The sequence below is a fragment of the Roseomonas sp. TS2 genome, from assembly GCF_058833935.1.
Map to the genome: position 1 here is coordinate 53,848 of NZ_JCACVY010000005.1, position 25,384 is coordinate 79,231.

Here is a 25,384-nt window from a genome sequence, read left to right on the forward strand (position 1 = left end):
ACATGAATTCCGTTATGAAAGCGACGATGTGTTGCCTATATTGATCGCGTCGCGGGGAGCGGAAGCCTGCCCCGGGACGACAAAGGCATGACGGACGCCAGACGCCCACGGCGCACTTGCCGTGGAGAGGGAAGCTATTGATCCCGACTGTGCGAGTCAACATTGGCCGCCGGAAGGGTGAGCCCGGTCTGTGCTGAACAGCCCCCTGTGGGGGCAGTGCCTTTGGCCGGCCCGGCCGCCCTGCGGGGACCGACGGGCCATCATGGTTTCCCAACCGGGCGCTGCCGCGCCCACCGCACTGGATGCAAGGGGACGATGCCTGAGGTGATGTTTGCCGGGCCTGATGGCCGGCTGGAGGGTCGTTACCACCACGCGAAGCAGCCCAATGCCCCTGTGGCGCTGGTACTGCACCCGCACCCGCTGCATGGCGGGACCATGAACAACCGGGTGGTGCATGCGCTCTATACGCGCTTCCAGAATATGGGTTTCTCCACCCTGCGCTTTAACTTCCGCGGCGTGGGCCGCAGCCAGGGCCGCTACGATGGCGGCATCGGCGAGATCTCGGACGCCGCCGCGGCGCTCGACTTCCTGCAGGCGGTGAACCCGAACGCCTCGATGCTGTGGGTGGCCGGCTATTCCTTCGGCTCCTATGTCGGCATGCAGCTGCTGATGCGGCGGCCGGAGATGGGCGGCTTCGTCTCCATCTCCACCCCGGCCAGCCACTACGATTTCGGCTTCCTTGCGCCATGCCCCTGTTCCGGGCTGATCCTGCACGGGGCCGAGGACGAGCTGGTGCCGGAATCCTCCGTCCGCAAGCTGGTGGACAAGCTGAACACGCAGCGCGGCATCGCCATCGACTACCGCGTGCAGGAAGGCGCCGGGCACGTCTTCACCGCCGAACAGACGGAGAAGGTGGCCAACGCCGCCGAGGACCATGTGCGCACCATGCTGAACCGCGCCCGGATGGCCATGGCGGCCGACTGACCGCCCGGCCTCGACAACGCTGCAAAGCCCGCAAAGGGGCCGGATGGCACAAGCCTCCGGCCCCTTTTCGTTGTGGCCCGCCGGGGCTCAGGCCGCGCGCAGGGCGGGGATGAGGGCCTCCTCCACCAGCGCGTGCAGCGCGCGCGCATGGCCGCCGGCACCGCCCGAGGGCTGGTCCGGGTCTGAGGTCATGACGATGCTGGCCTCGAGCCCCGGCAGCACATGCGCCATCTGCCCGCCATAGCCCCAGGCATAGGCGCGCTCCTCGCCGCCGGGCTGGTCGAGGAACCAGCCATAGCCATGCGCGTCGCCGGTGAAGACGGAACGGGTGCGCGGTGTCCAGCAGGCCCGCACCCAGGCCTCGGGCAGCACCTCGGCACCCTGCCAGCGCCCGCCCTGGCGGTGCATCTCGGCGAAGCGCAGCAGCGCGCGGGGCGAGAGCAGCATGTCGTTGCCGCCGAAATAGATTCCCTGCGGGTCGCGCGGCCAGGGCGGGATCTCGATGCCGAGCGGCCCGCCGAGCCAGTCCCGCGCCAGCGCCAGGGTGCTGCGCCCGGTGCGCCGCGTCAGGATGGCCGAGAGCAGGTGCGAATTGCCGGTGGAATAGAGCATCGGCCCGCCCGGATCGGCCACGAAGGGGCGGGCGAGGGCGGCGCGCACCCAGTCCCGGCTCGTCACCCAGGCGCCGTAATAGGGGCCGGAGGTGCGCTCCAGCCCCGCCTGCATGGACAAAAGATGGCCGATGGTGACCTGCGCCAGCCGCGGGTCGGCGTCGCGCGGCAGGCTGGCGCGCAGCAGGGGCGCGATGCGCTGCTCCGTTCCCTCCAGCAGGCCGCGCGCGATGGCGGCGCCTACCAGCGCGGCGATGACCGCCTTGGAGACGGATTTCACGTTCACCGGGCGCTCCGGCGGCGGCCCGTTGAAGCGGCGCTCCAGCAGCACCGTGCCGCCGCGCGCCACGATCAGCGTGCGCAGCTGCGGCATGGCGGCCGCCTGCTCCAGCGCCGCGGCGAAGGCGCCTGGTGCGGCCCTGGCCTGGCGCGCGAGCAGCAGGGCGGGCAGGGCCAACAGGACGGAGCGGCGTGCGGCGTGGGGAGGGAGCATGCCGCCGGATATGGTCGCGCCACGCCGGGGCGGGAGGGGAGGGCGATGTATCGCATGGCGCGCCCCATCGCGGAACGCGATCCACGCGCGGCATGTGTCGCCCTGCGAGTTTGCAGGCGCTCACGGGAAAGTTCGCGGATGGAACGAACCGCCCTGGCTGGGTCTTGAGCGCGTGCTAGCGTCTCCGTGACAACAGGGAGACAGGACCATGATGCGTTTCGCCGCCCGTTGGGCTGCCTGCGCCACGCTGGGTTGCCTCGCCGCACTTCCTGCCGCCGCCTCGGCCAACACGCTCACCATCGCGGCGATGACCTCGCCCAGCGCGCTGGACCCGCACTACCATTCGACCAACAACAACAACATGGCGTTGCGGCAGATCTTCGATCCGCTGATCAACGAGGCGAACAACGGCAAGCTGGTGCCGGGCCTCGCCGAATCCTGGCGCGTGGTCGACGACCTGACCTGGGAGATCAAGCTCAAGCCCGGCGTGCGCTTCCACGACGGCACGCCCTTCGGGGCGGAGGATCTGGCCTTCACCTTCAACCGCGTGCCGAACGTGCCGAACAGCCCGGGGCCGTTCACGCCTTACGTGCGCAGCATCAAGTCGGTCGAGGTGGTGGACCCGGTGACGGTGCGCATCCACACGCACCAGCCCAACCCGTTCCTCGACTACGACCTGACGCGCATCATGATGCTCTCCCGCAGCATCCATGCGGATGCCACAACGGGCGGCTTCAACACCGGCAAGCTGGCGATCGGCACCGGCGCCTACCGCTATGCCGGCTTCATCCTGAACGAGCGGCTGACGCTGGAGGCCAACCCCGGTTTCCATGGCGGCAAGCCGGGCTGGGACAAGGTGGAGACGCGCTACGTCTCCAATTCCGGCGCGCGCGTCGCCGCCATCCTCGCCGGCGAGGTGGACCTGATCGACAGCGTGCCGGTGCAGGACGTGGCGCGGCTGAAGCGCGAGGCGGCCATCGAGGTCTATGGCACGGAGAGCTACGGCACCGCCTATCTCTTCCCCGACAGCGACCGCGAGAACGCCCCCTTCATCACCGACAAGCAGGGCCGCCCGCTGGCGAAGAACCCGCTGCGCGACACGCGCGTGCGCGAGGCGCTGTCGCTCGGCATCAACCGCCAGGGCATCGTGGACCGGCTGCTGGCCGGGCAGGGCGCGCCGGCCGAGCAGTTCGCGCCCCCCGCCGTGGCCGACCGCGCGCCCGGCCTGCCGCCCCTGGAGTATGACGTGGCCCGCGCGCGGAAGCTGCTGGCCGAGGCCGGCTATCCGGACGGCTTCCGCATGACCATCCACGGCCCGAACGGCTTCTTCACCAGCGATGGCGACGTGCTGCAGGCCATCGCGCAGGGCTTCAGCCGCGTCGGCGTGGAGACGCAGGTTGAGGTGCTGCCGCCGGCCAACTTCTTCACCCGCGCCACCAACCGCGACTTCGCGCTGTTCATGACCACCTACACCTCGAACCTGGCGGCCAACACGCTGCGCCAGGTGGTGATGACGCGCGACCCGGAGGCCGGCAACGGCCCCTTCAACCGCCAGCGCTACTCCAACCCGGCGCTGGACCGGCCCATCGGCGAGGCGATGCGCACCATGGACCCCGCCCGCCGCCAGGCGCTGACCACCGAGGCGATGCGCGTGGCGGTGCAGGACAAGGCGGTGATCCCGGTCTTCTACCTGCGCGTCAACTGGGCCGCCCGCAAGGACCGCCTGACCTACGAGCCGAGCCCGAACTGGGACACCACCGCCCTGTTCGCCACCCCCGTCAGCCGCTGAGACCGGAGAAGATCATGCCCGAGCAATCCGTGCTGGACCGCCTGCGCCAGGCCGTCGACGCCAATTTCGACAGCGAGGTCGCCTTCCTGACCGAGCTGGTGCGCTTCCCGAGCCTGCGCGGCCGCGAGGCGCCGCTGCAGGACTGGATGGCGCGCCAGATGGCCGGCCGCGGCTATGCGGTGGACCGCTTCACCATCGCCGAGACGCCGCTGGAGGCGCATGAGAAGGCGGCGCCGATGGTCGATGTGGACCCCGCCGGCTCCGTGCAGGTGGTGGCCACGCACCGCGCCAAGGACCCCACCGGCCGCAGCCTGATCCTGCAGGGGCATATCGACGTGGTGCCGGAAGGCCCCGCCGAGATGTGGACCCACCCGCCCTATGCCGGCGTGGTGCGCGATGGCTGGCTCTATGGCCGCGGCGCCAACGACATGAAGGCGGGCGTCGCTTGCATGATCTTTGCCATGGACGCGCTGAAGGCCGCCGGGCTGGAGCCCGCCGCCGACGTGCATGTGCAGACGGTGACGGAAGAGGAGAGCACCGGCAACGGCGCCCTCGCCACCCTGGCGCGCGGCTACCGCGCCGAGGCCTGCCTGATCCCCGAGCCCACCGGCCACACCATGACGCGCGCCCATACCGGCACGCTGTGGTTCCGCATCCGCGTGCGCGGCGTGCCGGTGCATGTGGCGCAGGCGCAGACCGGCACCAACGCCATCCTCTCCGCGCTGCACATCATCCAGGCCTTGCAGCAGCACACCAAGGTGGTGAACGAGGCGGCGAAGTCCGACCGCTGGTATGCCTCCATCCAGGACCCGGTCAAGTTCAACCCCGGCATCATCCGTGGCGGTGACTGGGCCAGCTCCACCCCCTCCTGGTGCGAGGTGGATTGCCGCATCGGCCTACTGCCCAGCACCGAGGTGAAGGATGCCATGGCGGCGGTGGAGCGCTGCATCCAGGACAGCCGCGCCGGCGACACCTTCCTGGCCAACAATCCGCCCGAGGTGACCTGGCACGGCTTCCAGGCGGATGGCTTCGTGCAGGAGCCGGGCACCGAGGCGGAGGCCATCCTCGGCGCCGTGCACCAGTCGGTGTTCGGCGAGGCGATGCAGGAGCGCATCACCACGGCGGTGAACGACACCCGCTACTATGGCCGCTACTACGACATGCCGGCGCTCTGCTACGGCCCCTCCGGCGAGGGCAACCACGGCTTCGACGAGCGCACCAACCTCGACAGCCTGCGCAAGACGACGCTGACCATCGCCGCCTTCATCGCCGACTGGTGCGGCGTGCGGGAGATTACTCCCAGCAAATAAAGTAATGTGCCGGGCGGGGCGGTGGTATTCCCGCCCCGCCCTTCCACCCTGGCGGGCGGTGGCCCATATTCGCGCCATGTCCGCACCGACCCGCCCCATCTACCTGGACAACCACGCCACCACGCCGCCCGATCCGCGCGTGCTGGCGGCCATGCGCCCCTGGTGGGAGCAGAACTTCGCCAACCCGCACAGCGTGGAGCATGCCCTCGGCCGGGCGGCGGAGGCGGCGGTGGAGGAGGCGCGCGGCCATGTGGCGGCGCTGGTCGGCGCCGACCCGCGCGAGATCGTCTTCACCTCGGGCGCGACCGAATCCAACAACCTCGCCATCAAGGGCGCCGCCCGCTTCGCCCGGGGGCAGGGCGATGACCGGCGCCGCATCGTCACGGTGGCGACCGAGCACAAATGCGTGCTGGAGAGCGTGCGGGACCTCGCGGCGGAGGGGTTCGAGCCGGTGGTGCTGCCGGTCGGCCCCGGCGGGCTGCTGGAGCCGGAGGCGCTGCGCGCCGCGCTGGCGGCGGCGCCGACGCTGCTGGTCTCGGTGATGGCGGTGAACAACGAGATCGGCGTGGCGCAGGACCTCGCGGCGCTGGTGCCGATCGCCAAGGCGGCGGGGGCGCTGTTCCACACCGATGCCGCCCAGGCCGCCGGGCGCATCCCGCTCGACGTGGCGGAGCTGGGCGTGGACCTGCTCTCGCTCTCCGCCCACAAGATCTACGGCCCGAAGGGGGTGGGGGCGCTCTATGTGCGGCGCCGCCCGCGCGTTCGGCTGGCGCCACTGTTCTCGGGCGGCGGGCAGGAGCGGGGGCTGCGCTCCGGCACGCTCCCGGCCCCGCTGCTGGTGGGCTTCGGCGAGGCCGCGCGCATCGCCCGCGCCGAGGGGCTGCTGGAGCGTGGCCGCATCGCCGCCCAGCGCGCCCGCTTCCTCGCCGCGCTCTCGGAGGCGGTGCCGGGCCTCGTGCTGAACGGCGACGCTTCACGTCAGGTGCCGGGCAACCTCAACATCACCTTCCCCGGCGGCGTCTCGGCCCAGGCCATGCTGGCGCGGCTGGAGGGGGTCAGCGTCTCCACCGGCTCGGCCTGTTCCTCGGCCGAGGTCGAGCCTTCCTATGTGCTGCGCGCGCTCGGCCTCACCGACTCGCAGGCGGCCGCGACCTTGCGGATCGGCATCGGGCGCTTTACTTCGCCCCCCGACGTGGACCGTGCGGCGGCCCTGCTCGCCGATGCGTGGCGCCACGCGCTTTCCGAAACCCAGGATGCGGCGGAGTAGACGACGGCGATGCCGAAGATGACGTTCATCGAGCGCGATGGTTCGCGTCGCGAGGTCGAGGCGCCGCTGGGCCTCTCGGTGCTGGAGATCGCGCACAAGCACGACGTGGACATCGAGGGCGCCTGCGAGGGCAGCCTCGCCTGCTCCACCTGCCACGTGATCGTGGACGGCGAATGGTTCGGGAAGCTCGCCGGCCCGACCGAGGACGAGGAGGACATGCTCGACCTCGCCTTCGACCTGCAGGAGACGTCCCGCCTCGGCTGCCAGCTCATCATGACCGAGGAGCTGGATGGCCTTGTCGTGAAGCTGCCCGCCGGCACCCGCAACGCGAGCTGAAGCAGAGGCCCATGTTCCCATCGCCCTACGGCGCCCCCGACGGCCTGACCAACCGGCTGCGCGAGCACTGCGCCGGGCGGTGGGATTCCTATTGCTGGCATCCCTTCGTGCAGGGGCTGGCCGAGGGCACGCTGCCGCTGCCCGCCTTCCGCCGCTACCTGGTGCAGGACTGGCTGTTCCTGATCCAGTTCGCCCGCGCCAAGGCGCTGGCCGCCTTCAAGGCTGAGAGCCTGGAGGCGATGCGCGGCAAGGCCGCCGGGCTCAACGCCCTGCTGGCCGAGATGCAGATGCACCTCCGCTACTGCGCCGATTGGGGCCTCTCGGAAGCCGATGTGCTGCGCGAGGCCGAGGCGCCGCAGACCGTCTGCTACACGCGCTGGGTGCTGGACCGCGGCATGGCGGGCGACATTCTCGACCTCGAGGTGGCGCTCGCCCCCTGCACCATCGGCTATGGCGAGATCGCGCTGCGCATCGCCGCCCATCCCGGCCGGATGCAGGAGGGCAACCCCTACCAGAGCTGGATCGACACCTACAGCGCCCCCGGCTACCAGGCGCTGGCCCGCGGCGCCGCCGAGCGGATCGACGCGCTGGGCGTGAGCCATGGCGGCGCGGCGCGCCTGCCCGTGCTCTCCGCCACCTTCGCCGAGGCCGCCCGGCTGGAATGCGACTTCTGGCAGATGGGGCTGGACGCCGCGCCATGAGGGTGCTCGTCGCCATGTCGGGGGGCGTCGATTCCTCCGTCGTCGCCGGGCTGCTGAAGGAGCAGGGGCACGAGGTGATCGGCGCCACGCTGCAGCTCTACGACCATGGCGCGGCGGTGGAGAAGAAGGGCGCCTGCTGCGCCGGCCAGGACATCCACGACGCGCGCGACGTGGCGGACCGCCTCGGCATCCCGCACTACGTGCTGGACCGGGAGAGCCGCTTCCGCGACGCGGTGATCGAGGATTTCGCGAGCGCCTACGCCCGCGGCGAGACGCCCATCCCCTGCGTGCGCTGCAACCAGACGGTGAAGTTCCAGGACCTGTTCCTGCTGGCGCGCGACCTCGGCGCCGAGGCGCTGGCCACCGGCCACTACGTGCGGCGGGTGGAGGGGCCGGACGGCCCCGAGCTGCGCCGCGCCGCCGACCCGGCGCGGGACCAGTCCTATTTCCTCTTCGCCACCACGCCGGAGCAGCTGGCCTTCAGCCGCTTCCCGCTCGGCGGCTACGCTTCCAAGGCCGAGGTGCGAGCGGAGGCGGTGCGGCTCGGCCTCGCGGTTGCCGAGAAGCCGGACAGCCAGGACATCTGCTTCGTGCCCAAGGGCAGCTACCACGAGGTGGTGGCGAAGCTGCGCCCCGAGGCCGCCGAGCCCGGCACCATCGAGCACGCCGACGGAAGGGTGCTCGGCACCCACCAGGGAATCGCGCGCTACACGGTGGGGCAGGGGCGGGGCCTGGGCATGGCCTCGCGCGATGGCGAGGAGCCGCTCTACGTCACTGCCCTCGATGCGCCGCGCCGCCGCGTGGTCGTGGCGCCCCGCGGCGCCCTGGCCTCGGAGCATGTGCTGGCCGGCGACGTGAACTGGCTGGTGGCGCCGCCCACGGCGCCGCTGGCCTGCCAGGTGAAGCTGCGCGCCCGCGAGGTGCCGCAGCCTGCCACGGCGGTGTGGGACGCCGCCGCCGGCCTGCTGCGCGTGCGCCTGGCGGCGCCGGCCATCGCCGCGCCGGGCCAGGGCTGCGTGCTCTACGATGGCGACCGGGTGCTCGGCGGCGGCTTCATCCGCCGCAACGAAGAGGCGATTGACAGCGCCGGCGAGGCCGCCTAAATCGCGCGCCACCCGGGCAGCGCCACACGGCGACGGCCCGGGTCTCTGCGGTGGTGTAGCTCAGCTGGTTAGAGCACGGCACTCATAATGCCGGGGTCGGCGGTTCAAGTCCGCCCACCACTACCAACAGGAAACGGGGCGCTGGCGGAAAGCCGGCGCCCCTTTTTTCTTGCGTGGTTTTCTTGTCCGGCCACCCTGGTCCGCCCCGCCATTCGGTGCTTTTTCTGGCCCGTCATCTGCCAGGAGAAGCGCCATGCCCGGTTTCCGTCATGCCCTGAACAGCGGGGCCGCGCGCCTTGCCCTGCTGCCGGCCCTGGCGCTGGGCGGACTCCTGGCTGCGCCCGCCACGCAGGCGCAGACGCTGCGCGTGGCCCTCTCCGCCGAGACCACCTCGGCCGACCCGCACAACTACGCGCTCACGCCCAACAACACGCTGCGCCGGCACGTCTTCGAATCCCTCACCGCGCTGGATGCCGATCTGCGCGTGCAGCCCGCCCTCGCCACGCGATGGGAGCGGGAGGACGACCTCACCTGGCGCTTCCATCTGCGCGAGGGCGTGCGCTTCCACAACGGCGCGCCCTTCGGCGCGGAGGATGTGGTGTTCAGCTTCTGCCGCGTGCTGAACAACGAATCCGAGGTGGTGCAGTCCTATTCCCGCCTCGTGCGGCCCATCGCCGCGCTGGAGGTGGTGGATTCGCACACGCTGCGCCTGCGCACCCGCGCGCCGGAGCCGCTGCTGCTGAACGACCTCTCGAATGTCGCCATCCTGCCCCGCACCCTCGTGGGCGGCGCGGCTTTGGATTTCGCCGCCGGGGAGAAGTGCGGGCATGAGGGCGCCTGGCCCTCCGCCGCGCAGTTCAACGATGGCAGCGCCGCCATCGGCACCGGCCCCTACCGGCTGCGCAGCTACAGCCGCGCCGGCGCCATCGCGCTGGAGCGCAACGACGGGCATTGGGGCGCGAAGCCGCACTGGCAGGCGGTGCGCCTCACCCCCGTCACCGCCGCCGGGCCGCGCCTGGCCGGGCTGCTGGCCGGCGACCACGACCTGATCGAGAGCCCCGCCACCGGCGACCTGCCGCGCCTGCGCGAGAACCCCGGCTTCGCGCTCTCCACCAAGCCCACCACGCGGCTGATCTTCCTGCAGCTCGACACCGCCCGCAGCCCCAGCCCCTTCGTCAATGGCGGGCAGGGCGAGAACCCGCTGCGCGACGCGCGGGTGCGGCAGGCCCTCTCGCTCGCCATCGACCGCAAGGCGGTGCAGGAGCGGGTGATGGACGGCGTCGCCACCCCCGCCGGGCAGTACCTGCCGGAGGGCATGGCCGGCACCGTCCCCGGCCTGCCCGTGCTGCCCCACGACCCCGCCCGCGCCCGTGCCCTGCTGGCCGAGGCCGGCTATCCGAACGGCTTCGCGCTCACCTTCCACGCCACCAACAACCGCTACATCAACGACGCCCGGCTGGCGCAGGTGGTGGCGCAGTTCTGGCAGCGCATCGGCGTGAAGGTGGAGCTGGACGCCATGCCGAGCTCCGTCTTCTTCGGCCGGCGTGGCAAGCGGGAGTTCAGCGTCTCCATGGGCGGCTGGTCGGCCGACGCCGCCGAGACGCTGATGTTCTTCCGCTCCTGGCTGATGACCACCGACCGCGAGCGCGGCCTCGGCACCAGCAACTATGGCGGCTGGTCCGAGCCGCGCTTCGACGGCCCGGCGATGCGCGCCATGGCCACCATGGACGAGGCGGCGCGCGCCGGCCTGCTGCGCGAGGCGAGCCAGGTCGCGGTGGAGCAGATGCCCGTCATCCCGGTGCATTTCGAGAACGCCGTCTGGGCCTTCCGCAAGGGCCTCGCCTATGGCGGCCGGGTGGACCAGAGCACCTCGGCCATGGAGGTGACGGCAACGCCGTGAGGCGCCGCGCCACCCCGCCCGCCTTGTCTCCGCAGCCCCAGGATACCGACATGCCGTTCCAGGACACCCTCGCCCAGGCCCTCGCCGCGCCGGGCCGCCAGGCCATCCCCTTCACCGACGCGGCGGGCGACGCCACCCGCCCGCTGGTGCTGCACACCTACCGCCCGCAGGGCTTCACGCCGGACAGCCCGGTGGTGCTGGTGCAGCACGGCATGGGCCGCAATGGCGACGAGTACCGCGACTTCTGGATCGAGGCCGCCGAGCGGCACAGCCTGCTGATCGTGGCCCCCACCTTCAGCAACGAGGCCTATCCGGGTGCCGAGCTCTACAACAACGGCCATGTGCTCGGCGCGGAGGGGCAGGTGCGGCCGCGCGCGGAATGGGGGTATGCGGTGCCGGCGCGGGTGTTCGGCCTGCTGCGCGCGGCCGGCGTCACGCGGCGGGAGAAGGCGCGGCTGTTCGGCCATTCGGCGGGCGGGCAGTTCGGCCATCGCCTGCTCGCCACCCAGCCGCACGAGGCCTTCGAGGCCGTCGCGGTCGGCAACCCCGGCTGGTACACCCTGCCGGTGCTGGAGCAGCCCTTCCCCGAGGGGCTGGGCGGCATCGGGCTGGACGAGGCGGCGCTGCGGCGCCTGCTGGCCTATCCGCTGCTGATCCTGGCCGGCGAGCAGGACACCGAGACCTCCGGCCCCAGCCTGCCCGCCCAGCCCGCCGCCGTGGCGCAGGGGCCGCACCGCTTCGCCCGCGCGCGCAACTACCTCCGCGCCGGGCGCGAGGCGGCGGCGCGGCTCGGCATCGAGTGCCGGTGGCAGCTCGTGGACGTGCCGCATATCGGGCATGACGGCGCCGCCATGTCCCGCGTCTGCGCCAGCCTCTGGTTCGAGGGGCGGCTGCCGGAGGAGGCGCTGCTGGCGGCGTGGGGCGGCAAGGCCGGCGCGCTCTGAGCCGGCCACCCCGCCCATAGGGGGGCGGGCGCGGGAAGCCGCGAGGGGATATGGGTGTTTGACAGATACCACCATTTTATGTGGTATATTGCTTCAAGCACCATTCCCCGAGGGGTATCGTCATGTCCAGACTCCACGTCATCCACGAGAACCCCCTCTGGCTGCCGCCGCTGGCGGAAGCCTTCGACCGGATCGGCCTGCCCTGGGCGGAGATGGACCTCTCGCGCGGCACCTTCGACCTCTCCGAACCACCGCCGGAGGGCGTGTTTTACAACCGGATGAGCGCCTCCTCGCACACGCGCGGGCACCGCTACGCCGCCGAGCTGACGGCCGGCGTGCTCGCCTGGCTGGCGCGGCATGGCCGCCGCGTGGTGAACGGCTCCGCCGCGCTGGACCTGGAAGTGAGCAAGGCACGCCAGTATGCGGCGCTGGAGCAGGCCGGGCTGACCATCCCCCGCACCGTCATGGTGCAGGACGACGCCGCGGCGCTGGTCGAGGCCGCGCGCCGGCACTTCGCGCCCGGCCCGGTCATCCTGAAGCCCAACCGCGGCGGCAAGGGGCTGGGCGTGCGGCTCTTCGCCTCGGTCGAGCAGCTCGCCGCGCATCTGGAGGGCGCCCCGGCCGACGAGGCGCCGGTGGATGGCATCTGGCTGCTGCAGGACTACATCCGCGCCCCGCGCCCGGTGATCACCCGCGCCGAGTTCGTCGGCGGCCGCTTCGTCTACGCGGTGGAGGTGGACACCACCGCCGGCTTCGAGCTGTGCCCGGCCGAGGTGTGCGCCGTGGGCGACGCCTTCTGCCCCGCCGCCGCCCCGGCCGCAGCCTTGGCCGCCCCCTTGGACGCCCCGGCGCCCGCGCCGCGCTTCCGCGTGCTGCCGGAGGGCATCGAGCCGGCGCTGCGCAGCCGGCTGGAGGGCTTCCTGGCGCGCAGCGGCATCGACGTGGCGGGCATCGAGTTCATCCGCGACGAGGCCGGGCAGGTGCTGGTCTACGACGTCAACACCAACACCAACTACAATGCCGGTGCCGAGGAAGCGGCGGGCCTGGCCGGCACGCCGCGCTCCGGCCCCGGCGCCCTGGCCGCCTACCTGGCCGCCGAGCTGGGCCGCAGCCAGCGCCAGGCAGCCTGAAGGCGGGCCCGGCCGCGGCCAGGCGCCCCTTCAGGGGGTGGTGGCCGCGACCGGGGCGCCGGCCTCGCCGCACAGGCCGAGGAAGGCCTCGGGCGACATCGGCCGGCCCCAGAGCCAGCCTTGGATCTCGTGGCAGCCGATGCTGCGCGCCTGCTCCAGCTCGGACTCGGTTTCCACGCCTTCCGCCACCAGCCGCAGGTCCAGCGCCTTGGCCATGGCGCCGATGGCCTGGAGGAACACCACCCCCGCCGTGTCGCGCGCCGCGTCGCGGATGAAGATGCGGTCGATCTTCAACTCGTTGATCGGCAGGTGGCGCAGGCGGGAGAGGGAGGAATAGCCCGTCCCGAAATCGTCGATCGCCACGCTGCAGCCCTGCTGCTGCAGGCTGCGCAGGTTCTCGTCCAGCAGGCCGGGCCCGCCGATCAGCGCGCTTTCCGTCAGCTCGACGCCCAGCCGGTCCCCCGGCACCCCGTGGCGCGCCAGCCGCGCGATGAGCGAGGCGGCCAGGTTCTGCCGGGCGAGCTGGGTGGGGGGGAAGTTCATCGACAGGCGCTGCCCCGGCGGCAGGCGGGAGAGCAGCGGCATCACCTGCTCGAAGACGAATTCCGTCAGCGGCTGGATCAGCCCCGTCTCCTCGGCCAGCGGGATGAAGTCGTTCGGCGGGATCAGCCGGCCATCCTCGCGGCGCCAGCGCACCAGCGCCTCGCCGCCGGTCAGCCGCCGCTGGAGGGCGGTGAAGCGCGGCTGGATCTCGATGAACAGCCCGCCCTGGTCCAGCGCCCGGCGCAGCCCCTGCGCGGTGGAGAAGCGGCGGGCGGCGGTGGCCCGCATAGCGCCGACGAAGCTGCGCACGCTGCCCGGGGCCCGCTGCTTGGCGTCCAGCAGGGCGATCTCGGCGGCTTCCAGCAGCCCGTCGGCGCGGGTGTCGTCCTGCGGCGCCATGGCGATGCCGATGGTCACCGGCGGCAGGCGGAAGCTGCTGTCCGGCACCCCCTCCGGCGCCGCGCCCTCCACCGAGACGGCGATCCGCCCGGCCAGGATCTGCGCCATCTCCGGCTCCGGCGTGTCGCGCAGCAGCACGGCGAAGCGGTCGGCGCCGAAGCGCGCCAGCAGGCTGTCATGCGGCAGCACGCGGGCGATGCGCCGTGCGGCCGCGCGCAGCATGCGGTCGCCGGCGGCGAAGCCAATGGTGTTGTTCAGCGCGCTGAAATCGACGAGGTCCACCAGCAGCAGGCTGGGCCGCGTCTCCGCGCGGTCGAGCTGCTGCGCCAGCTCCTCCTTCAGGCGGCGCTGGTTCGGCAGGCCGGTCAGCTCGTCGTTGAAGGCCAGCCGCTCGATGCGCTGCTGCGCCTCGTGGATGGCGGTGTTGTCGCGGATGACGCCGATGTAGTGCGGCGTGCCGTCCAGTTCGATGCCGCTGAGACGGAGATGGATGCGCAGCATCCGCCCGTCGCGGTGCCGCACGAAGCCTTCCTGCTCCATCTCACCCGGCTGCGGCGGGCCGATCTGGCGGTGCAGGTAGGGGTCGAGGGCGAAGGCGCCATCCCCGCGCTCCTGCGGGGCGGAGAGATGGCGGATGTGGCGGCCGTGCAGCGCCTCCGCCTCCCAACCCAGGATCTCCGCCACCTTGTGGTTGGCATAGACGATATGGCCGGATGCATCGGTCAGCACGATGCCCTCGGCGATATGGTCCACCACCGCGCGGAAGCGCTGCTCGCTCTCCGAGACGCGCAGCAGCGCCTCCTGCACCTCGGTGATGTCGCGGCCGATGGCGTGGATCTCGACCAGCCGGCCTTCCGCGTCGAAGGCGGCGATGTCGGTCCAGCGGCACCAGCCGGGGCGGCCGCCAGCGGAGCGGGCGCGCAGCGTGTAGCTGCGGAGAGGCTCGTCCGGCTTCAGCAGGGCGCGCTGGCGCAGCAGCTCGGGCCGGGCCTCCGGGTCCAGCGCCTCCAGCGCCATGCGGCCGAGCAGCGTGTGCGGCGGGAAGCCGGCCGCGCGGGCGAAGGCGGCATTGACGAAGGTGAGGGTGCTGTCCGGCAGGCAGCGATAGACCAGCGCCTCCTGCGCCGAGACCGTGTCGATCAGCAGCTGCCCGCCGGTCTGGTGGGCCATGCGGCGGCGGGCCATCTCGCCCGGGTCGATGCCATAGCCCACCAGCCACCGCGTCTGGCCCTCACGCCCCGGCACCGGCACCACGGCGATGTCCCAGTCGCGCGGGCCGGTGGCGTGGGGCAGGCAGGCGGTGAGGTCGATGACCTCCTGGCTTTCCCAGGCACGGCGGAAATGCGCGCAGAGCTGCCCGGCCAGCGGCGGCGGGAACAACGCCTCGAGCGGCCGGCAGAGGATCTGCTCGGCGGTGGACGAGGCGGCATCGAGCAGCGCCGCGTTGACCTGGGTGAAGCGGAAACTCGCGGCGAAGCGCTCGGCCACGAAGGCGGGCAGAGGGCAGCGTGCCAGGAAGTGGTGAAGATCACCAAGAGGCATGGCGACACGAGGCCTGGCTGGCGAGGAACCGGGAGGGATGCGCAGGCAGCGGTGGGCCCTCTGACCGCCGCCTATCGGCCCCTTCCGCGGCTCAGAACCGCCGGGAGGAAAGGACCCGTCCTCCTATCAACTCCACGTTATGAATGGCAAGGGCGACTCTGCGCACGAGCCCTGCCGCTTGCGGAACCGCTCCGCCGGCCATGGCCGGCGGAGCGGTTCCGCGGCAGCCCGTTCAAGGCGCCCGGCTGGTCAGAGCGCCCGGTTGGCGCGCGCCACCACCGCCTCGAACAGCACCTGGCAGCCGGCCGCCGCCTCCTCCGGCAGGATGCTCTCCGCCTCGTTGTGGGAGAGGCCGTCCTTGCAGGGGGTGAAGATCATCGCCGTCGGCACGGAGCGCGCCACATAGACGGCGTCGTGCCCGGCGCCGGAGACGATCTCCCGCGTGCTGTAGCCAAGCCGCGCCGCGCCCTGGCGGACGAGGTCCACGCAGCCGGCATCGAAGGGCTGCATCCGGATGCGGAACAGCTCGGTCAGGTCCAGCGTGCAGCCATTGGCCTCGGCCAGCGCCTTCGCCTCGGCCGGGAAGGTGGCGGCCAGCCCCTCGATCTGCGCGTCGTCCGGGTGGCGGAACTCGATGGAGAAGCGCACCTCGCCCGGCACCACGTTGCGGCTGTTGGGCAGCACGTGCAGCTGGCCCACCGTGCCGCGGCCACCCTCGCCGCGCTCGCGCATCAGCGCGTCCACCCGCTCGATGACGCGCGCCGCGGCCAGCAGCGCGTCGCGCCGGGCGGAGGGGGGCGTGGTGCCGGCATGGGCGTCCTGCCCGGTGATCACCGCGTCGTACCAGACCTGCGCCTGGGCGCCGGTGACGACGCCGATCTGCCGGCCCTCGCGCTCCAGGATCGGGCCCTGCTCGATATGCAGCTCGAAATAGGCGTCGGCGGGGAAGGGCTCCGCCGGGTGCTCGCCCTTGTAGCCGATCCGCTCCAGCGCCTCGCCGACGCTGACGCCCTCCACATCCTTCAGCCCGTACACCTTCTCCAGCGAATAGATGCCGGCCCAGGCGCCGCTGCCCATCAGCGAATGGCCGAAGCGGCTGCCTTCCTCGTCGGTCCAGTTGACCAGCTCGATCGGTGCGTCGGTGGTGATGTTGAGGTCGTGCAGGGTGCGCATCACCTCGAGCCCGGCGATGACGCCGAGCGCGCCGTCGAACTTGCCGCCCGAGGGCTGGCTGTCGAGATGGCTGCCCATCAGCACCGGCTTGCGGGCCGGGTCGCGCCCCTCGCGGCGGGCGAACATGTTGCCGATGGCATCGACGCGCACGGTCAGGCCCAGCGCCTCGCACCATTCGGTGAAGCGCTGGCGGCCGGCCTTGTCCACCTCCGTCAGGGTCAGCCGCTTGACGCCGCCCTTCGGCGTGGCGCCGATCTCGGCCATCGCCATCAGGCTGTCCCACAGGCGCTTGGCATCGATCCGCTGGTTGGTGCCCGACATCGGCATAATTCCCTTCATAACCGGCCGGCATCTTGCCGCCTGCCGGCCACTCTGCAAGCCTGCCGGAGCGGCACCGATGGCAGCATCGATGCCGGATGCCGCCGCGGAGAGAGACGAACCATGGCCCATGCCCTCGGCGCCCCCGGCGCCCCCGCCATCCTGCGCAACTCCGACCTCGACGCCGACGCGGTGCGGCAGGCGCGGGTGGACCTCGCCGCCTGCTTCCGCATGGCGGCGCGGCTCGGCCTGCACGAGGGGATCTGCAACCACCTCAGCGCCATGGTGCCGGGGCGGGAGGATCTGTTCCTGGTCAACCCCTATGGCCAGGCCTTCGCTGAGATCACCGCCTCCAGCCTGCTGGTCTGCGACTTCCACGGCAATGTGGTGGCGGGGCAGGGCACGCCGGAGGCCACGGCCTTCTACATCCACGCCCGGCTGCACATGAAGCACCCGCGCGCCCGCGCCGCCTTCCACACCCACATGCCCAACGCCACCGCGCTCTCCATGCTGGAGGGGCCGCCGCTGGTCTGGGCCGGGCAGACGGCGCTGAAGTTCTACGGCCGCACCGCCATCGACGAGGATTACAACGGCCTGGCGCTGGACGAGGCGGAGGGCGACCGCATCGCCGCCGCCATGGGCGAGGCGGACATCGTCTTCATGAAGAACCATGGCGTGATGGTGGTGGGCCCGACCATCGCCGAGGCATGGGACGACCTCTACTACCTGGAGCGCGCCTGCGAGGTGCAGCGCCTGGCCCTCTCCACCGGCCGCACGCTGAAGCCGGTGGCGCCCGAGCTGGCGCAGCGCACCTACGCGCAGATGCGCGAGGGCGACCGCGAGAGCGCCCGGCTGCACCTGGAGAGCGTCAAGCGCATCCTGGCGCGGGAGGAACCGGGCTATCTCGCCTGAACCCGCGGGCGAGGCCGCCCGGCAGCGCCGCGCGGGCTTCCTGTGCCTGGCCGTCACCGCCCTCGGCTGGGGGCTGACCTGGCCGATCCTGAAGGCCGTCATCCAGGAGCTGCCGCCGCTGACCGCGCGCGGCCTGGGCGGGCTGCTGGCGGCGCTGGGGCTGGCGCTGCTGGCCCGCGCGCTGGGCTGGCCGCTCGCCGTGCCGGCCTCCGAGCGGCGGGCGCTGCTGGGCTTCGGGCTGCTCAATGTCAGCGCCTGGATGGGCTTCTCCACCCTCGGCCTGCTCTGGCTCGGTGCCGGCGAGGCGGCGGTGGTGGCCTACACCATGCCCGTCTGGGCGGCGATGCTGGCCTGGCCGCTGCTGGGCGAACGGCCGACGCTGCGCCGCGTGCTGGCGCTGCTGCTGGGGCTGGCCGGCGTGGCCGTGCTGATGGGTGGCGGATTGCCCGATGGACTGCCGGGAGGGGCGGGCAAGACGCCGGGGCTGCTGCTGCTGCTGGCCGCCGCGCTGTGCTTCGCGCTCGGCGCGGTGATGAGCAAGCGGCGGCCGCTGGCGCTGCACCCCGTGGCGGCGGTGGTGTGGCAGGTGGCGCTGGGCACGGTGCCGATCCTCGGCCTCTCCCTCCTGCTGGAGCGGCCGGACTGGAGCCGCCCCGGCCTCATCGGCTGGGGCGGGGTGCTCTACATGGCGGCGGTGCCGCTCTCGCTCTGCTACCTCACCTGGTTCGGCGCGCTGCGGCGGCTGCCGGCCAACACGGCGGCCATGGGCACGCTGGCCACGCCGCTGATCGGCATGTTGGCCAGCGCCGCCCTGCTGGGTGAGCCATTGGGCTGGCGGCAGGGCGTGGCCGTGGCGCTCACCCTCTCCGGCGTGGTGCTGGCGCTGCGGGGCTGAACTTCCTGCATTACTTCAGGAGCAGCACGTAAGACGCTGTTCCTGAAAGATCACTACATTGAGGCCAGAAGGAAGAACCGGCGGAAGGGCAGCAGCACGGTGCCATCCGCCTGGGTGGGGTAATGCGGGCGCAGCGCCTCGCCATAGGCGGCCAGGAAGTCGGGCCGCTCGGCTTCGTCCAGCGCGTCCAGATAGGGGCGCAGGCTGCTGCCCATGGCCCATTGCACCACCGGGTCGGCGCCCTGCAGCACATGGACGTATTCGGTGAACCACATCTCCAGCCTGGCCACCCGCGGCCGCAGCAGGTTGTAGTAGTCGCCGGCCGGCAGGATGGGCGGCGCCGAGGAGACGCCGCGCAGCCGCTCCGCCCAGCGTCCCTGACGGGCAATCTGGTCCTGCAGGGCGCGCAGCGGCGCGTCGTGCATGGCCGGCATCTGCACCGCCAGCGTGCCACCCGGCGCCAGCGTGCCGAGCAGGCGGGGGAACAGGCCCGCATGGTCCGGCAGCCAGTGCAGCGCGGCGTTGGAGAACAGCACGTCCACCGGCCCGGGCGGCGCCCAGCGGGCGATGTCCGCCTGGTGCGTGGCGAAGCCGGCCTCCGCCGCGCGGGCCAGCATGGCCGCCGAGCCATCCACGCCGGAGATGGTGGCGCCCGGGAAGCGCGCCGCCAGCAGCGGCAGCGCGTTGCCCGCGCCGCAGCCGAGATCGACCACCTGCACCGCGCCCGGATGGTCCAGCCGGGCGATCAGGTCGATGGCGGGGCGCAGGCGCTCGTCGGAGAAGCGGAGATACTGGGTGGGGTCCCACCCCTCGCGGTCACCGTTCATCGCAGGGTCCTGTCGAAGTGCCGTTTCACCAGCAGCAGGCCATAGGCGATCGCACCGATGAAGAGGGCGATGCCGATATGCTGGGTGGTGATCAGCGGCATGTTGCTGCGGGCGATCAACAGCCCCATCAGGGCCAGGATGGCCACCCCGACGAGGCGCATAACGTCACTGAAGATCATTCACTAGCTCCTTGATCTTCAAAAATGTCTCGAAGGGAGGGTGGGCCGGGGAAACCCCCGGTCCCGGCACCGTGGTTCAGGCCGCCGACCACCCGCCATCGATCGATAGCGCCGCGCCGTTGATGCTGCCGCTGTCCGGTCCGCAGACATAGAGCGCCATGCGCGCCACTTCCTCCACCTCAACCCAGCGCTTGCTGGGCTGCTTGGCGAAGAGGTGGTCGTTCAGCGCGGATTCCTCGCTGATGCCGTTCTTCTCGGCCAGGGCGCCGACCTGCTTCTCGGCCAGCGGCGTGCGGACGAAGCCGGGGCAGATGGCGTTGCAGGTGACGCCGCCACGGGCGATCTCCAGCGCCACCGTCTTGGTCATGCCCACCACCCCGTGCTTGGCCGCCACATAGGCCACCTTCTCCGGCGAGGCGACGAGGCCGTGGATGGAGGCGATGTTGACGATGCGGCCCCAGCCGCGCGCCTTCATCCCCGGCAGCAGCGCCTTGATGGTGTGGAAATTGGCCGAGAGGTTGATCGCGATGATCGCGTTCCACTTGTCGTCCGGGAAGTCCTCCACCGGGCTGGTGAACTGTATGCCGGCATTGTTCACCAGGATGTCCACCTGGCCGAGCACCTTCTCCGCCTCGGCGCACATGGCGCGGAGCTGGGCGGGGTCGGACAGGTCGGCGGGCGAATGCTCGGGCTCGGGGCCGTTGCCGGCCTTGGCCACGGCGCGCCGGGCGTTGGCGATGTCCTCGGCGCTGCCGAAGCCGTTCAGCATGACGCGCGCGCCCGCCGCCGCCAGCATCGTGGCGATGCCGAGGCCGATGCCGCTGGTGGAGCCGGTGATCAGGGCGGTGCGCCCGGCGAGGGTCTGTTCCATGCGAGAGGCTTTCCTGTTCCTGTGGCGGAGGGTGAGCGGCGGAGGCGGCGCCGGGCGGTCAGCGCAGGCGCGCGGCCAGCCCCGACCAGAGGCGGGCGAGGCCGCCCGCCGGCTGCGGGGTGGAGACCATCGCGGCGGCACGCCGGGCGGCCTCCGCGCGGGTGGCGTGGGGCAGCATGGCCTCGGCCAGGGCGGAGAGGGGCAGCTTCCGCCCCATCATCAGCCCCAGCACCGCCGCCACCTCGCCCGCGCCGGCGCCGACGATGCCGGCGCCGAGCAGGCGGCCCGACCCGTCCAGCACCAGCTTCACCTGGCCCTCGGTGTCGCCCTCGGCGATGGCGCGGGGATTCTGGGCGAAGGGCTGGCGGGCCACCTGCACGGCATGGCCGGCGGCGCGCGCCTCCGTCTCGGTCATGCCCAGCTGCGCCAGCTCTGGCGCGGTGCGGACGAGGCGGGGGAGGGCGGCGTAGTCCAGCCGCGCCGGCAGGCGGTGCAGCATGCCGCGGGCGACCACGCGCGCGTGCTGGGCGGCGGCGTTGGTGAGGCCGCACGGCCCCAGCCCCTCGGGGTCGGCCACCGCGCCGGCGGCCCAGATCCGGCGGTTGTCCGGGCTGCGCAGGTCCCGCCCAACCGCCACGCCGCGCGGCGTGGCCCGCAGGCCGCCCGCGGCGAGGTCGAGCGCCGCCAGGCGCGGCGCATGGCCCATGGCGAAGAAGATGTGCGAGCCGCGCACCAGCGCGCCATTGTCCAGCCGCAGCGCCACGCCGTCTGGGGTGCGCTCGGCGTCCACGACATGGCTGTTCTCCAGCACCTCCACCCCGTCGCGCCGCAGCGCCTCCCGCACCGCCAGGCGCAGCTCGGGGTCCTCTTCGGCGAGGATGTTGGGGCGCAGCTCGATCAGGGTGACGCGGCAGCCGAGGCAGGCATGGGCCTGCGCTATCTCCACCCCCACCGTGCCGCCGCCCAGCACCAGCAGGTGGCGCGGCGCCTCCTCCAGCGCGAGCAGCGTCTCGCTGGTCAGCCAGGGCAGGTTCACCAGCCCCGGCAGGTCCGGCACCACCGGCGCCGTGCCGGTGGCGATGACGGCGCGGCGGAACCCGTAGGTGCGTCCGGCCGCCTCGATCCGGTCGGGCGCGATGAAATGCGCGCTGGCCCGCACCACCGTGACGCCCTGGCTCTCCAGCCGCTCGCCCGATTCCTGCGGCGCCGCCTGCGCGATGGCCTGCCGCACATGCCGCCGCACGCCCTGCCAGTCCACCCGGACGCCCTCCGCATGGATGCCCAGGGCGCCGCCGCTGCGCGCCTCGGCGGCGCGGCGGGCGGCGGCCAGCAGCGCCTGGGCGGGCACGCCGCCGGTGTTCAGGCACGCCCCGCCCATGCGATCGCGCTCGAACAGCACCACGTTGCGGCCGAGCGAGGCGGCGATGGCGGCCACCGAGAGGCCGGCGGCGCCGGCGCCGATGATCGCCACGTCATGGTCGGGCATGTCGGTCTCTGCTCCTCGTCTGGAAATGGGCACCCGCGCCCGGGGCGGCGCGAATCCGGGCGCCGCGCCAGGATGCGCGGCCCGCGGCGTACCGCAAGCGCCCCCGCCCTGGCGAGGGCGGCCCGGAGCGGCGCCCGGGGCGCAGCGCCAGGCCTGCGGCGGAGGGCGGGGAGGCGGGTTGCGGGAGCATGTCGCGGCACAGATGGGGCCAGCGCCGCCCCGCCGGAAGGGCCGTGCGGAGCCGAGAGCGGTTGACGGGACGCGATGCGCCTCCCTATACGTCGCCACCTTCGCCGGCCGCCCCTGCGGGACGTCCGGCCTGTGCCGCAGCGGTCCTGGGAAGGGCGGCGCGGATCTGACCCTGACCAGTGGAGTAGCGCGTCGTGAAGCGTACCTATCAGCCCTCGAAGCTCGTCCGGAAGCGCCGGCATGGTTTCCGCGCCCGCATGGAGACGGTGGGCGGCCGCAACGTGCTGGCCAACCGCCGCGCCAAGGGCCGCAAGAAGCTCTCCGCCTGAGCGGCGGCGCACCCCGCGCAGCCTAGCCCATGGCCTCGCCGCCCCGACTCAAGCGGCGGCGCGAATTCCTTCGCGTCGCCGGCAAGGGCAGCCGCGCCGCAAGGCCGAGCCTGGTGTTGCAGGCCCTGCCGGGAACGGCGGGGCCGCTTCGCGTTGGCTTCACCGCCACCAAGAAGCTGGGCAACGCCGTGGTGCGCAACCGCGCCAAGCGCCGCCTGCGCGAGGCCGCCCGGCTGACCCTGGGCCGCGACGCGCCGGAAGGGTGGGACCTCGTGCTGATCGGGCGCGACGGCACCGCCGGGCGGCGCTTCGCGCTGCTGCTGGCCGACCTGCGTGGCGCGCTGCGCCAGGCCGGCGTCCTGAAGCCATGAACCGGTTGGCCGGCCACCGCCGCGCCAGCCCGGCCGCCTGGGTGCTGAAGGGCGCGGTGCGCACCTACCAGCTTACCCTGCGCGGGGTGATCGGCAGCCATTGCCGGTTCTACCCGCATTGCAGCGCCTATGCGATCGAGGCGCTGGACACCCACGGCGCGGCGCGCGGCAGCTGGCTTGCCGCGCGGCGTATCCTGCGCTGCCACCCCTGGCATCCCGGCGGCTACGACCCGGTGCCAGCGGTGACGGCGCCGGACGCGACCGAGCCGGCGCCCGACACGGCGCCGCCCCCATGCCCGCCGCCCCGCGCGGTGGCCCACACCAAGGCCTGACGGCACGGATCCGATGGACCAGAAGCGACTCTTCGCGGCGATTGCGATTTCGATCGGCATCCTGCTCGCCTTCGACCTCTGGAAGCGCGAAACCACCCCGCCGCCCGCCGATGCGCCGGCCGCGGTCTCGCAGCAGGCACCCGTGCCCGCCGCGCCGGTTGCGCCCAGCAGCCCCGGCAGCACGGATGCCCAAGCGGCCGCGCAGGCCAACCGCCCGGCGCCCGAGCGGCTGCGCATCGACAGCCCGCGCCTCTCCGGCAGCCTGCTGCTGCGCGGCGCGCGGCTCGACGACCTGGTGCTGAAGGACTACCGCGAGACGGTGGCCCCCGGCTCGCCGCTGGTGCGCATGTTTGCGCCGCGCGAGGAGCTGCAGCCCTATTTCGCCCAGTGGGGCTGGTCGGCCGCCGATGGCCGCACCCGCGTGCCGGATGGCGATACGGACTGGACGGCGAGCGGCGGCCCGCTGGCGCCCGACAGCCCGGTGACGCTCTCCTGGGAGAACGGCCAGGGCCAGACCTTCCAGATCGTGCTGAGCCTGGACCGGAACTTCATGTTCCAGGCCGAGCAGCGCGTGGTGAACAACGCCGCCGAGCCGGTGCAGGTGCTGCCCTGGGCGCGCGTGCGCCGCGAGACGACGCCCCGCACGGAAGGCTTCTACATCCTGCATGAGGGCTTCGTCGGCGTGCTGAACGGCCGCCTGAACGAGCAGACCTACAGCTCCGCCAAGGAAGATGCCAACCGCGGCATCGCGCTCGAGCAGGAGACCACCGGCGGCTGGGCCGGCTTCACCGACAAGTACTGGCTCTCCGCCATCGCGCCGGTGGACACGGCGCAGCCGATGCGCGCCGCCTGGCGCCATGTGGCGGAAGGCGGGCAGGACCGCTGGCAGGTGGATTTCGCGCCGCCGTCGCCGCTCACGGTCGCGCCCGGTGCCACCGGCAGCCTGGCCACCCGGGTGTTCGCCGGCGCCAAGGAAGTGCATCTGCTGGATGCCTACCAGGACAATCTGGGCATCACGAACTTCGACAAGGCGATCGACTTCGGCTGGTTCTATTTCATGACCAAGCCGTTCTTCTACGCCCTTGATTTCCTGTTCAAGATGTTCGGCAATTTCGGTGTCGCCATCCTGGTGTTCACCGTGGCGCTGAAGCTGCTCTTCTTCCCGCTGGCCAACAAGGCCTACAAGTCCATGGCGCGGATGAAGGTGCTGACGCCGAAGATGACGGAGATCCGGGAGCGCTACAAGGACGACCCGGCCAAGGCGCAGCAGGAGATGATGGCGCTGTACCGGACGGAGAAGGTGAACCCCGCCTCCGGCTGCCTGCCCATCCTGATCCAGATCCCGGTCTTCTTCGCGCTCTACAAGGTGCTGTTCGTCACCATCGAGATGCGGCACGCGCCCTTCTTCGGCTGGATCCGCGACCTCTCGGCGCCGGACCCGACGAACCTGTTCAACCTGTTCGGGCTGATCCCGTGGGACCCGCCGGCGATGCTGCACATGCCGGTCTGGGCCATCATCATGGGCATCACCATGTTCGTGCAGCAGAAGCTGAACCCGACGCCGCCGGACCCGATCCAGGCCAAGATCTTCACCTGGATGCCGGTGATCTTCACCTTCATGCTGGCCAGCTTCCCGGCCGGGCTGGTCATCTACTGGTCCTGGAACAACCTGCTCTCGGTGGCGCAGCAATGGTACATCATGCGGCATGAGCGGGCGGCGCGGCGCCAGGAGAAGGCGCTCGCGAAGTCCGGCGCGAAGGCCAAGGGGTGAGCCCGGGCCTTCTGGAGGCGCGCGACGACGAGGAGCGCGCCGCCCTCATCGAGGCGGGGCGGCTGCTGTTCTGCCGCCCCTGCGAGTTCTACTTCGCCAGCCAGAAGCTCGAGCAGCTGCCCGAGGCCCGGCTGCCGGAGGTGGCCTTCTGCGGCCGCTCCAACGTGGGCAAGTCGTCGCTGGTGAACGCGCTGACCAGGCAGAACAGCCTAGCGCGCGTCTCCGGCACGCCGGGGCGCACCAAGCAGCTCAACTTCTTCGACCTGGGCGGCCGCCTCGCGCTCGTGGACATGCCGGGCTATGGCTACGCCCAGGCCTCCCGCAGCGTGAAGGAGGACTGGCAGGGGCTGATGTTCGAATACCTGCGCGGCCGGCCCAACCTGCGCCGCGTGGTGCTGCTGCTCGATGCCCGCATCGAGACCAAGGCCTCCGACCGCGCGGCGATGGAGCTGCTGACCGACGCCGCCGTCACCTTCCAGATCGTGCTGACCAAGGCGGACAGCGCCAAGCCCTACTGGCTGCGCCAGCGGCAGGAGGAGGCGGCGGCGCTGGTGAAGGAGCACACCGCCGCGCATCCGCTCGTCATCACCACCAGCAGCGAGACGGGCGAGGGCATCCCCGAGCTGCGCGCCGAGCTGACGGCGCTGGCCGCGCCGGCCTGAGCCGGGCCGCCCGGGGG

At 72.2% G+C, this 25,384-nt stretch carries 24 protein-coding genes and 1 tRNA gene; 18 read left to right on the top strand and 7 right to left on the bottom strand.

Features of this window, described 5'->3' with window-relative positions; all coding sequences use genetic code 11:
* Positions 1–315 precede the first annotated feature (315 nt).
* Positions 316–984, top strand: coding sequence for an alpha/beta hydrolase (locus ACZJYS_RS02230; protein WP_109515402.1), 669 nt, complete (start codon positions 316–318; stop codon positions 982–984).
* Between the two features lie 87 nt (positions 985–1,071).
* Here the strand turns inward: ACZJYS_RS02230 and ACZJYS_RS02235 are convergent, their stop codons facing one another.
* Complete coding sequence (locus ACZJYS_RS02235; RefSeq protein WP_493175490.1) at positions 1,072–2,088, bottom strand: serine hydrolase domain-containing protein; 1,017 nt, start codon at positions 2,086–2,088, stop codon at positions 1,072–1,074.
* Positions 2,089–2,296: 208 nt separating this feature from the next.
* On the opposite strand from ACZJYS_RS02235, the gene ACZJYS_RS02240 reads away from it, so the two are divergent.
* From ACZJYS_RS02240 to ACZJYS_RS02285, 10 genes are all read left to right on the top strand, one after another.
* Positions 2,297–3,877, top strand: a complete 1,581-nt coding sequence (locus tag ACZJYS_RS02240) for an ABC transporter substrate-binding protein (protein ID WP_109515404.1) — start codon at positions 2,297–2,299, stop codon at positions 3,875–3,877.
* Positions 3,878–3,891: 14 nt separating this feature from the next.
* Positions 3,892–5,187, top strand: a complete 1,296-nt coding sequence (locus tag ACZJYS_RS02245) for an ArgE/DapE family deacylase (protein ID WP_493175492.1) — start codon at positions 3,892–3,894, stop codon at positions 5,185–5,187.
* A 76-nt stretch (positions 5,188–5,263) separates the two neighbouring features.
* The gene (locus tag ACZJYS_RS02250; protein ID WP_493175494.1) at positions 5,264–6,454 is read left to right on the top strand and encodes a cysteine desulfurase family protein; all 1,191 of its coding nucleotides are present in this window, start codon (positions 5,264–5,266) and stop codon (positions 6,452–6,454) included.
* 9 nt (positions 6,455–6,463) lie between these two features.
* A complete protein-coding gene (locus ACZJYS_RS02255; protein WP_493175496.1) occupies positions 6,464–6,790 on the top strand; it encodes a ferredoxin family 2Fe-2S iron-sulfur cluster binding protein in 327 nt (108 codons plus the stop codon).
* Between the two features lie 11 nt (positions 6,791–6,801).
* The gene (locus ACZJYS_RS02260) at positions 6,802–7,491 is read left to right on the top strand and encodes a TenA family protein (RefSeq protein ID WP_493175498.1); all 690 of its coding nucleotides are present in this window, start codon (positions 6,802–6,804) and stop codon (positions 7,489–7,491) included.
* The gene (gene mnmA, locus ACZJYS_RS02265) at positions 7,488–8,594 is read left to right on the top strand and encodes a tRNA 2-thiouridine(34) synthase MnmA (RefSeq protein WP_109515409.1); all 1,107 of its coding nucleotides are present in this window, start codon (positions 7,488–7,490) and stop codon (positions 8,592–8,594) included. The genes ACZJYS_RS02260 and mnmA overlap by 4 nt, the downstream gene beginning before the upstream one ends.
* 49 nt (positions 8,595–8,643) lie before the next feature.
* Positions 8,644–8,720, top strand: a tRNA-Met gene (locus tag ACZJYS_RS02270).
* Between the two features lie 127 nt (positions 8,721–8,847).
* Positions 8,848–10,494, top strand: a complete 1,647-nt coding sequence (locus ACZJYS_RS02275; protein WP_493175500.1) for an ABC transporter substrate-binding protein — start codon at positions 8,848–8,850, stop codon at positions 10,492–10,494.
* 50 nt (positions 10,495–10,544) lie between these two features.
* Complete coding sequence (locus ACZJYS_RS02280; RefSeq protein ID WP_493175501.1) at positions 10,545–11,438, top strand: alpha/beta hydrolase family protein; 894 nt, start codon at positions 10,545–10,547, stop codon at positions 11,436–11,438.
* A gap of 122 nt (positions 11,439–11,560) precedes the next feature.
* Positions 11,561–12,568 (top strand): ATP-grasp domain-containing protein, encoded by a 1,008-nt coding sequence (locus ACZJYS_RS02285; protein WP_493175502.1) that lies wholly within the window; start codon positions 11,561–11,563, stop codon positions 12,566–12,568.
* A gap of 30 nt (positions 12,569–12,598) precedes the next feature.
* Here ACZJYS_RS02285 and ACZJYS_RS02290 read toward each other — a convergent pair whose 3' ends face one another.
* Both ACZJYS_RS02290 and ACZJYS_RS02295 read right to left on the bottom strand, forming a co-directional pair.
* Entirely contained in the window at positions 12,599–15,052 is a 2,454-nt protein-coding gene (locus tag ACZJYS_RS02290) for an EAL domain-containing protein (RefSeq protein ID WP_493175503.1), read from the bottom strand.
* Positions 15,053–15,301: 249 nt separating this feature from the next.
* Complete coding sequence (locus ACZJYS_RS02295) at positions 15,302–16,546, bottom strand: Zn-dependent hydrolase (RefSeq protein WP_493175505.1); 1,245 nt, start codon at positions 16,544–16,546, stop codon at positions 15,302–15,304.
* Between the two features lie 120 nt (positions 16,547–16,666).
* Here ACZJYS_RS02295 and ACZJYS_RS02300 point away from each other — a divergent pair, with 120 nt between their 5' ends.
* A complete protein-coding gene (locus tag ACZJYS_RS02300) occupies positions 16,667–17,455 on the top strand; it encodes an aldolase (protein WP_493175507.1) in 789 nt (262 codons plus the stop codon).
* A gap of 46 nt (positions 17,456–17,501) precedes the next feature.
* The gene (locus tag ACZJYS_RS02305; protein WP_493175534.1) at positions 17,502–18,350 is read left to right on the top strand and encodes a DMT family transporter; all 849 of its coding nucleotides are present in this window, start codon (positions 17,502–17,504) and stop codon (positions 18,348–18,350) included.
* Between the two features lie 53 nt (positions 18,351–18,403).
* Here the strand turns inward: ACZJYS_RS02305 and ACZJYS_RS02310 are convergent, their stop codons facing one another.
* From ACZJYS_RS02310 to ACZJYS_RS02325, 4 genes are all read right to left on the bottom strand, one after another.
* On the bottom strand, positions 18,404–19,177 hold the full coding sequence (locus tag ACZJYS_RS02310) for a methyltransferase domain-containing protein (RefSeq protein WP_493175509.1): 774 nt from the start codon (positions 19,175–19,177) through the stop codon (positions 18,404–18,406).
* Positions 19,174–19,356 carry a hypothetical protein gene (locus tag ACZJYS_RS02315; RefSeq protein WP_493175511.1) on the bottom strand — a complete coding sequence of 61 codons (183 nt, stop codon included), beginning with the start codon at positions 19,354–19,356 and terminating at the stop codon, positions 19,174–19,176. Before ACZJYS_RS02315 ends, ACZJYS_RS02310 begins: the two co-directional genes overlap by 4 nt.
* A gap of 76 nt (positions 19,357–19,432) precedes the next feature.
* Positions 19,433–20,227 (bottom strand): 3-hydroxybutyrate dehydrogenase, encoded by a 795-nt coding sequence (locus tag ACZJYS_RS02320; protein ID WP_379648363.1) that lies wholly within the window; start codon positions 20,225–20,227, stop codon positions 19,433–19,435.
* A gap of 58 nt (positions 20,228–20,285) precedes the next feature.
* Positions 20,286–21,713 carry a dihydrolipoyl dehydrogenase family protein gene (locus tag ACZJYS_RS02325; RefSeq protein ID WP_493175513.1) on the bottom strand — a complete coding sequence of 476 codons (1,428 nt, stop codon included), beginning with the start codon at positions 21,711–21,713 and terminating at the stop codon, positions 20,286–20,288.
* 383 nt (positions 21,714–22,096) lie between these two features.
* On the opposite strand from ACZJYS_RS02325, the gene rpmH reads away from it, so the two are divergent.
* Genes rpmH through yihA form a run of 5 tightly spaced genes read left to right on the top strand, consistent with a single transcriptional unit; the run spans position 22,097 to position 25,367 of the window.
* Positions 22,097–22,231 (top strand): 50S ribosomal protein L34, encoded by a 135-nt coding sequence (rpmH, locus tag ACZJYS_RS02330; RefSeq protein WP_099093630.1) that lies wholly within the window; start codon positions 22,097–22,099, stop codon positions 22,229–22,231.
* A gap of 29 nt (positions 22,232–22,260) precedes the next feature.
* Entirely contained in the window at positions 22,261–22,602 is a 342-nt protein-coding gene (rnpA, locus tag ACZJYS_RS02335; protein WP_109515420.1) for a ribonuclease P protein component, read from the top strand.
* Positions 22,599–22,934 carry a membrane protein insertion efficiency factor YidD gene (gene yidD / locus ACZJYS_RS02340; protein ID WP_379634357.1) on the top strand — a complete coding sequence of 112 codons (336 nt, stop codon included), beginning with the start codon at positions 22,599–22,601 and terminating at the stop codon, positions 22,932–22,934. Before rnpA ends, yidD begins: the two co-directional genes overlap by 4 nt.
* 13 nt (positions 22,935–22,947) lie before the next feature.
* Positions 22,948–24,705 (top strand): membrane protein insertase YidC, encoded by a 1,758-nt coding sequence (gene yidC, locus ACZJYS_RS02345; RefSeq protein WP_109515422.1) that lies wholly within the window; start codon positions 22,948–22,950, stop codon positions 24,703–24,705.
* Complete coding sequence (gene yihA, locus ACZJYS_RS02350; protein ID WP_493175517.1) at positions 24,702–25,367, top strand: ribosome biogenesis GTP-binding protein YihA/YsxC; 666 nt, start codon at positions 24,702–24,704, stop codon at positions 25,365–25,367. The genes yidC and yihA overlap by 4 nt, the downstream gene beginning before the upstream one ends.
* Positions 25,368–25,384: the final 17 nt, after the last annotated feature.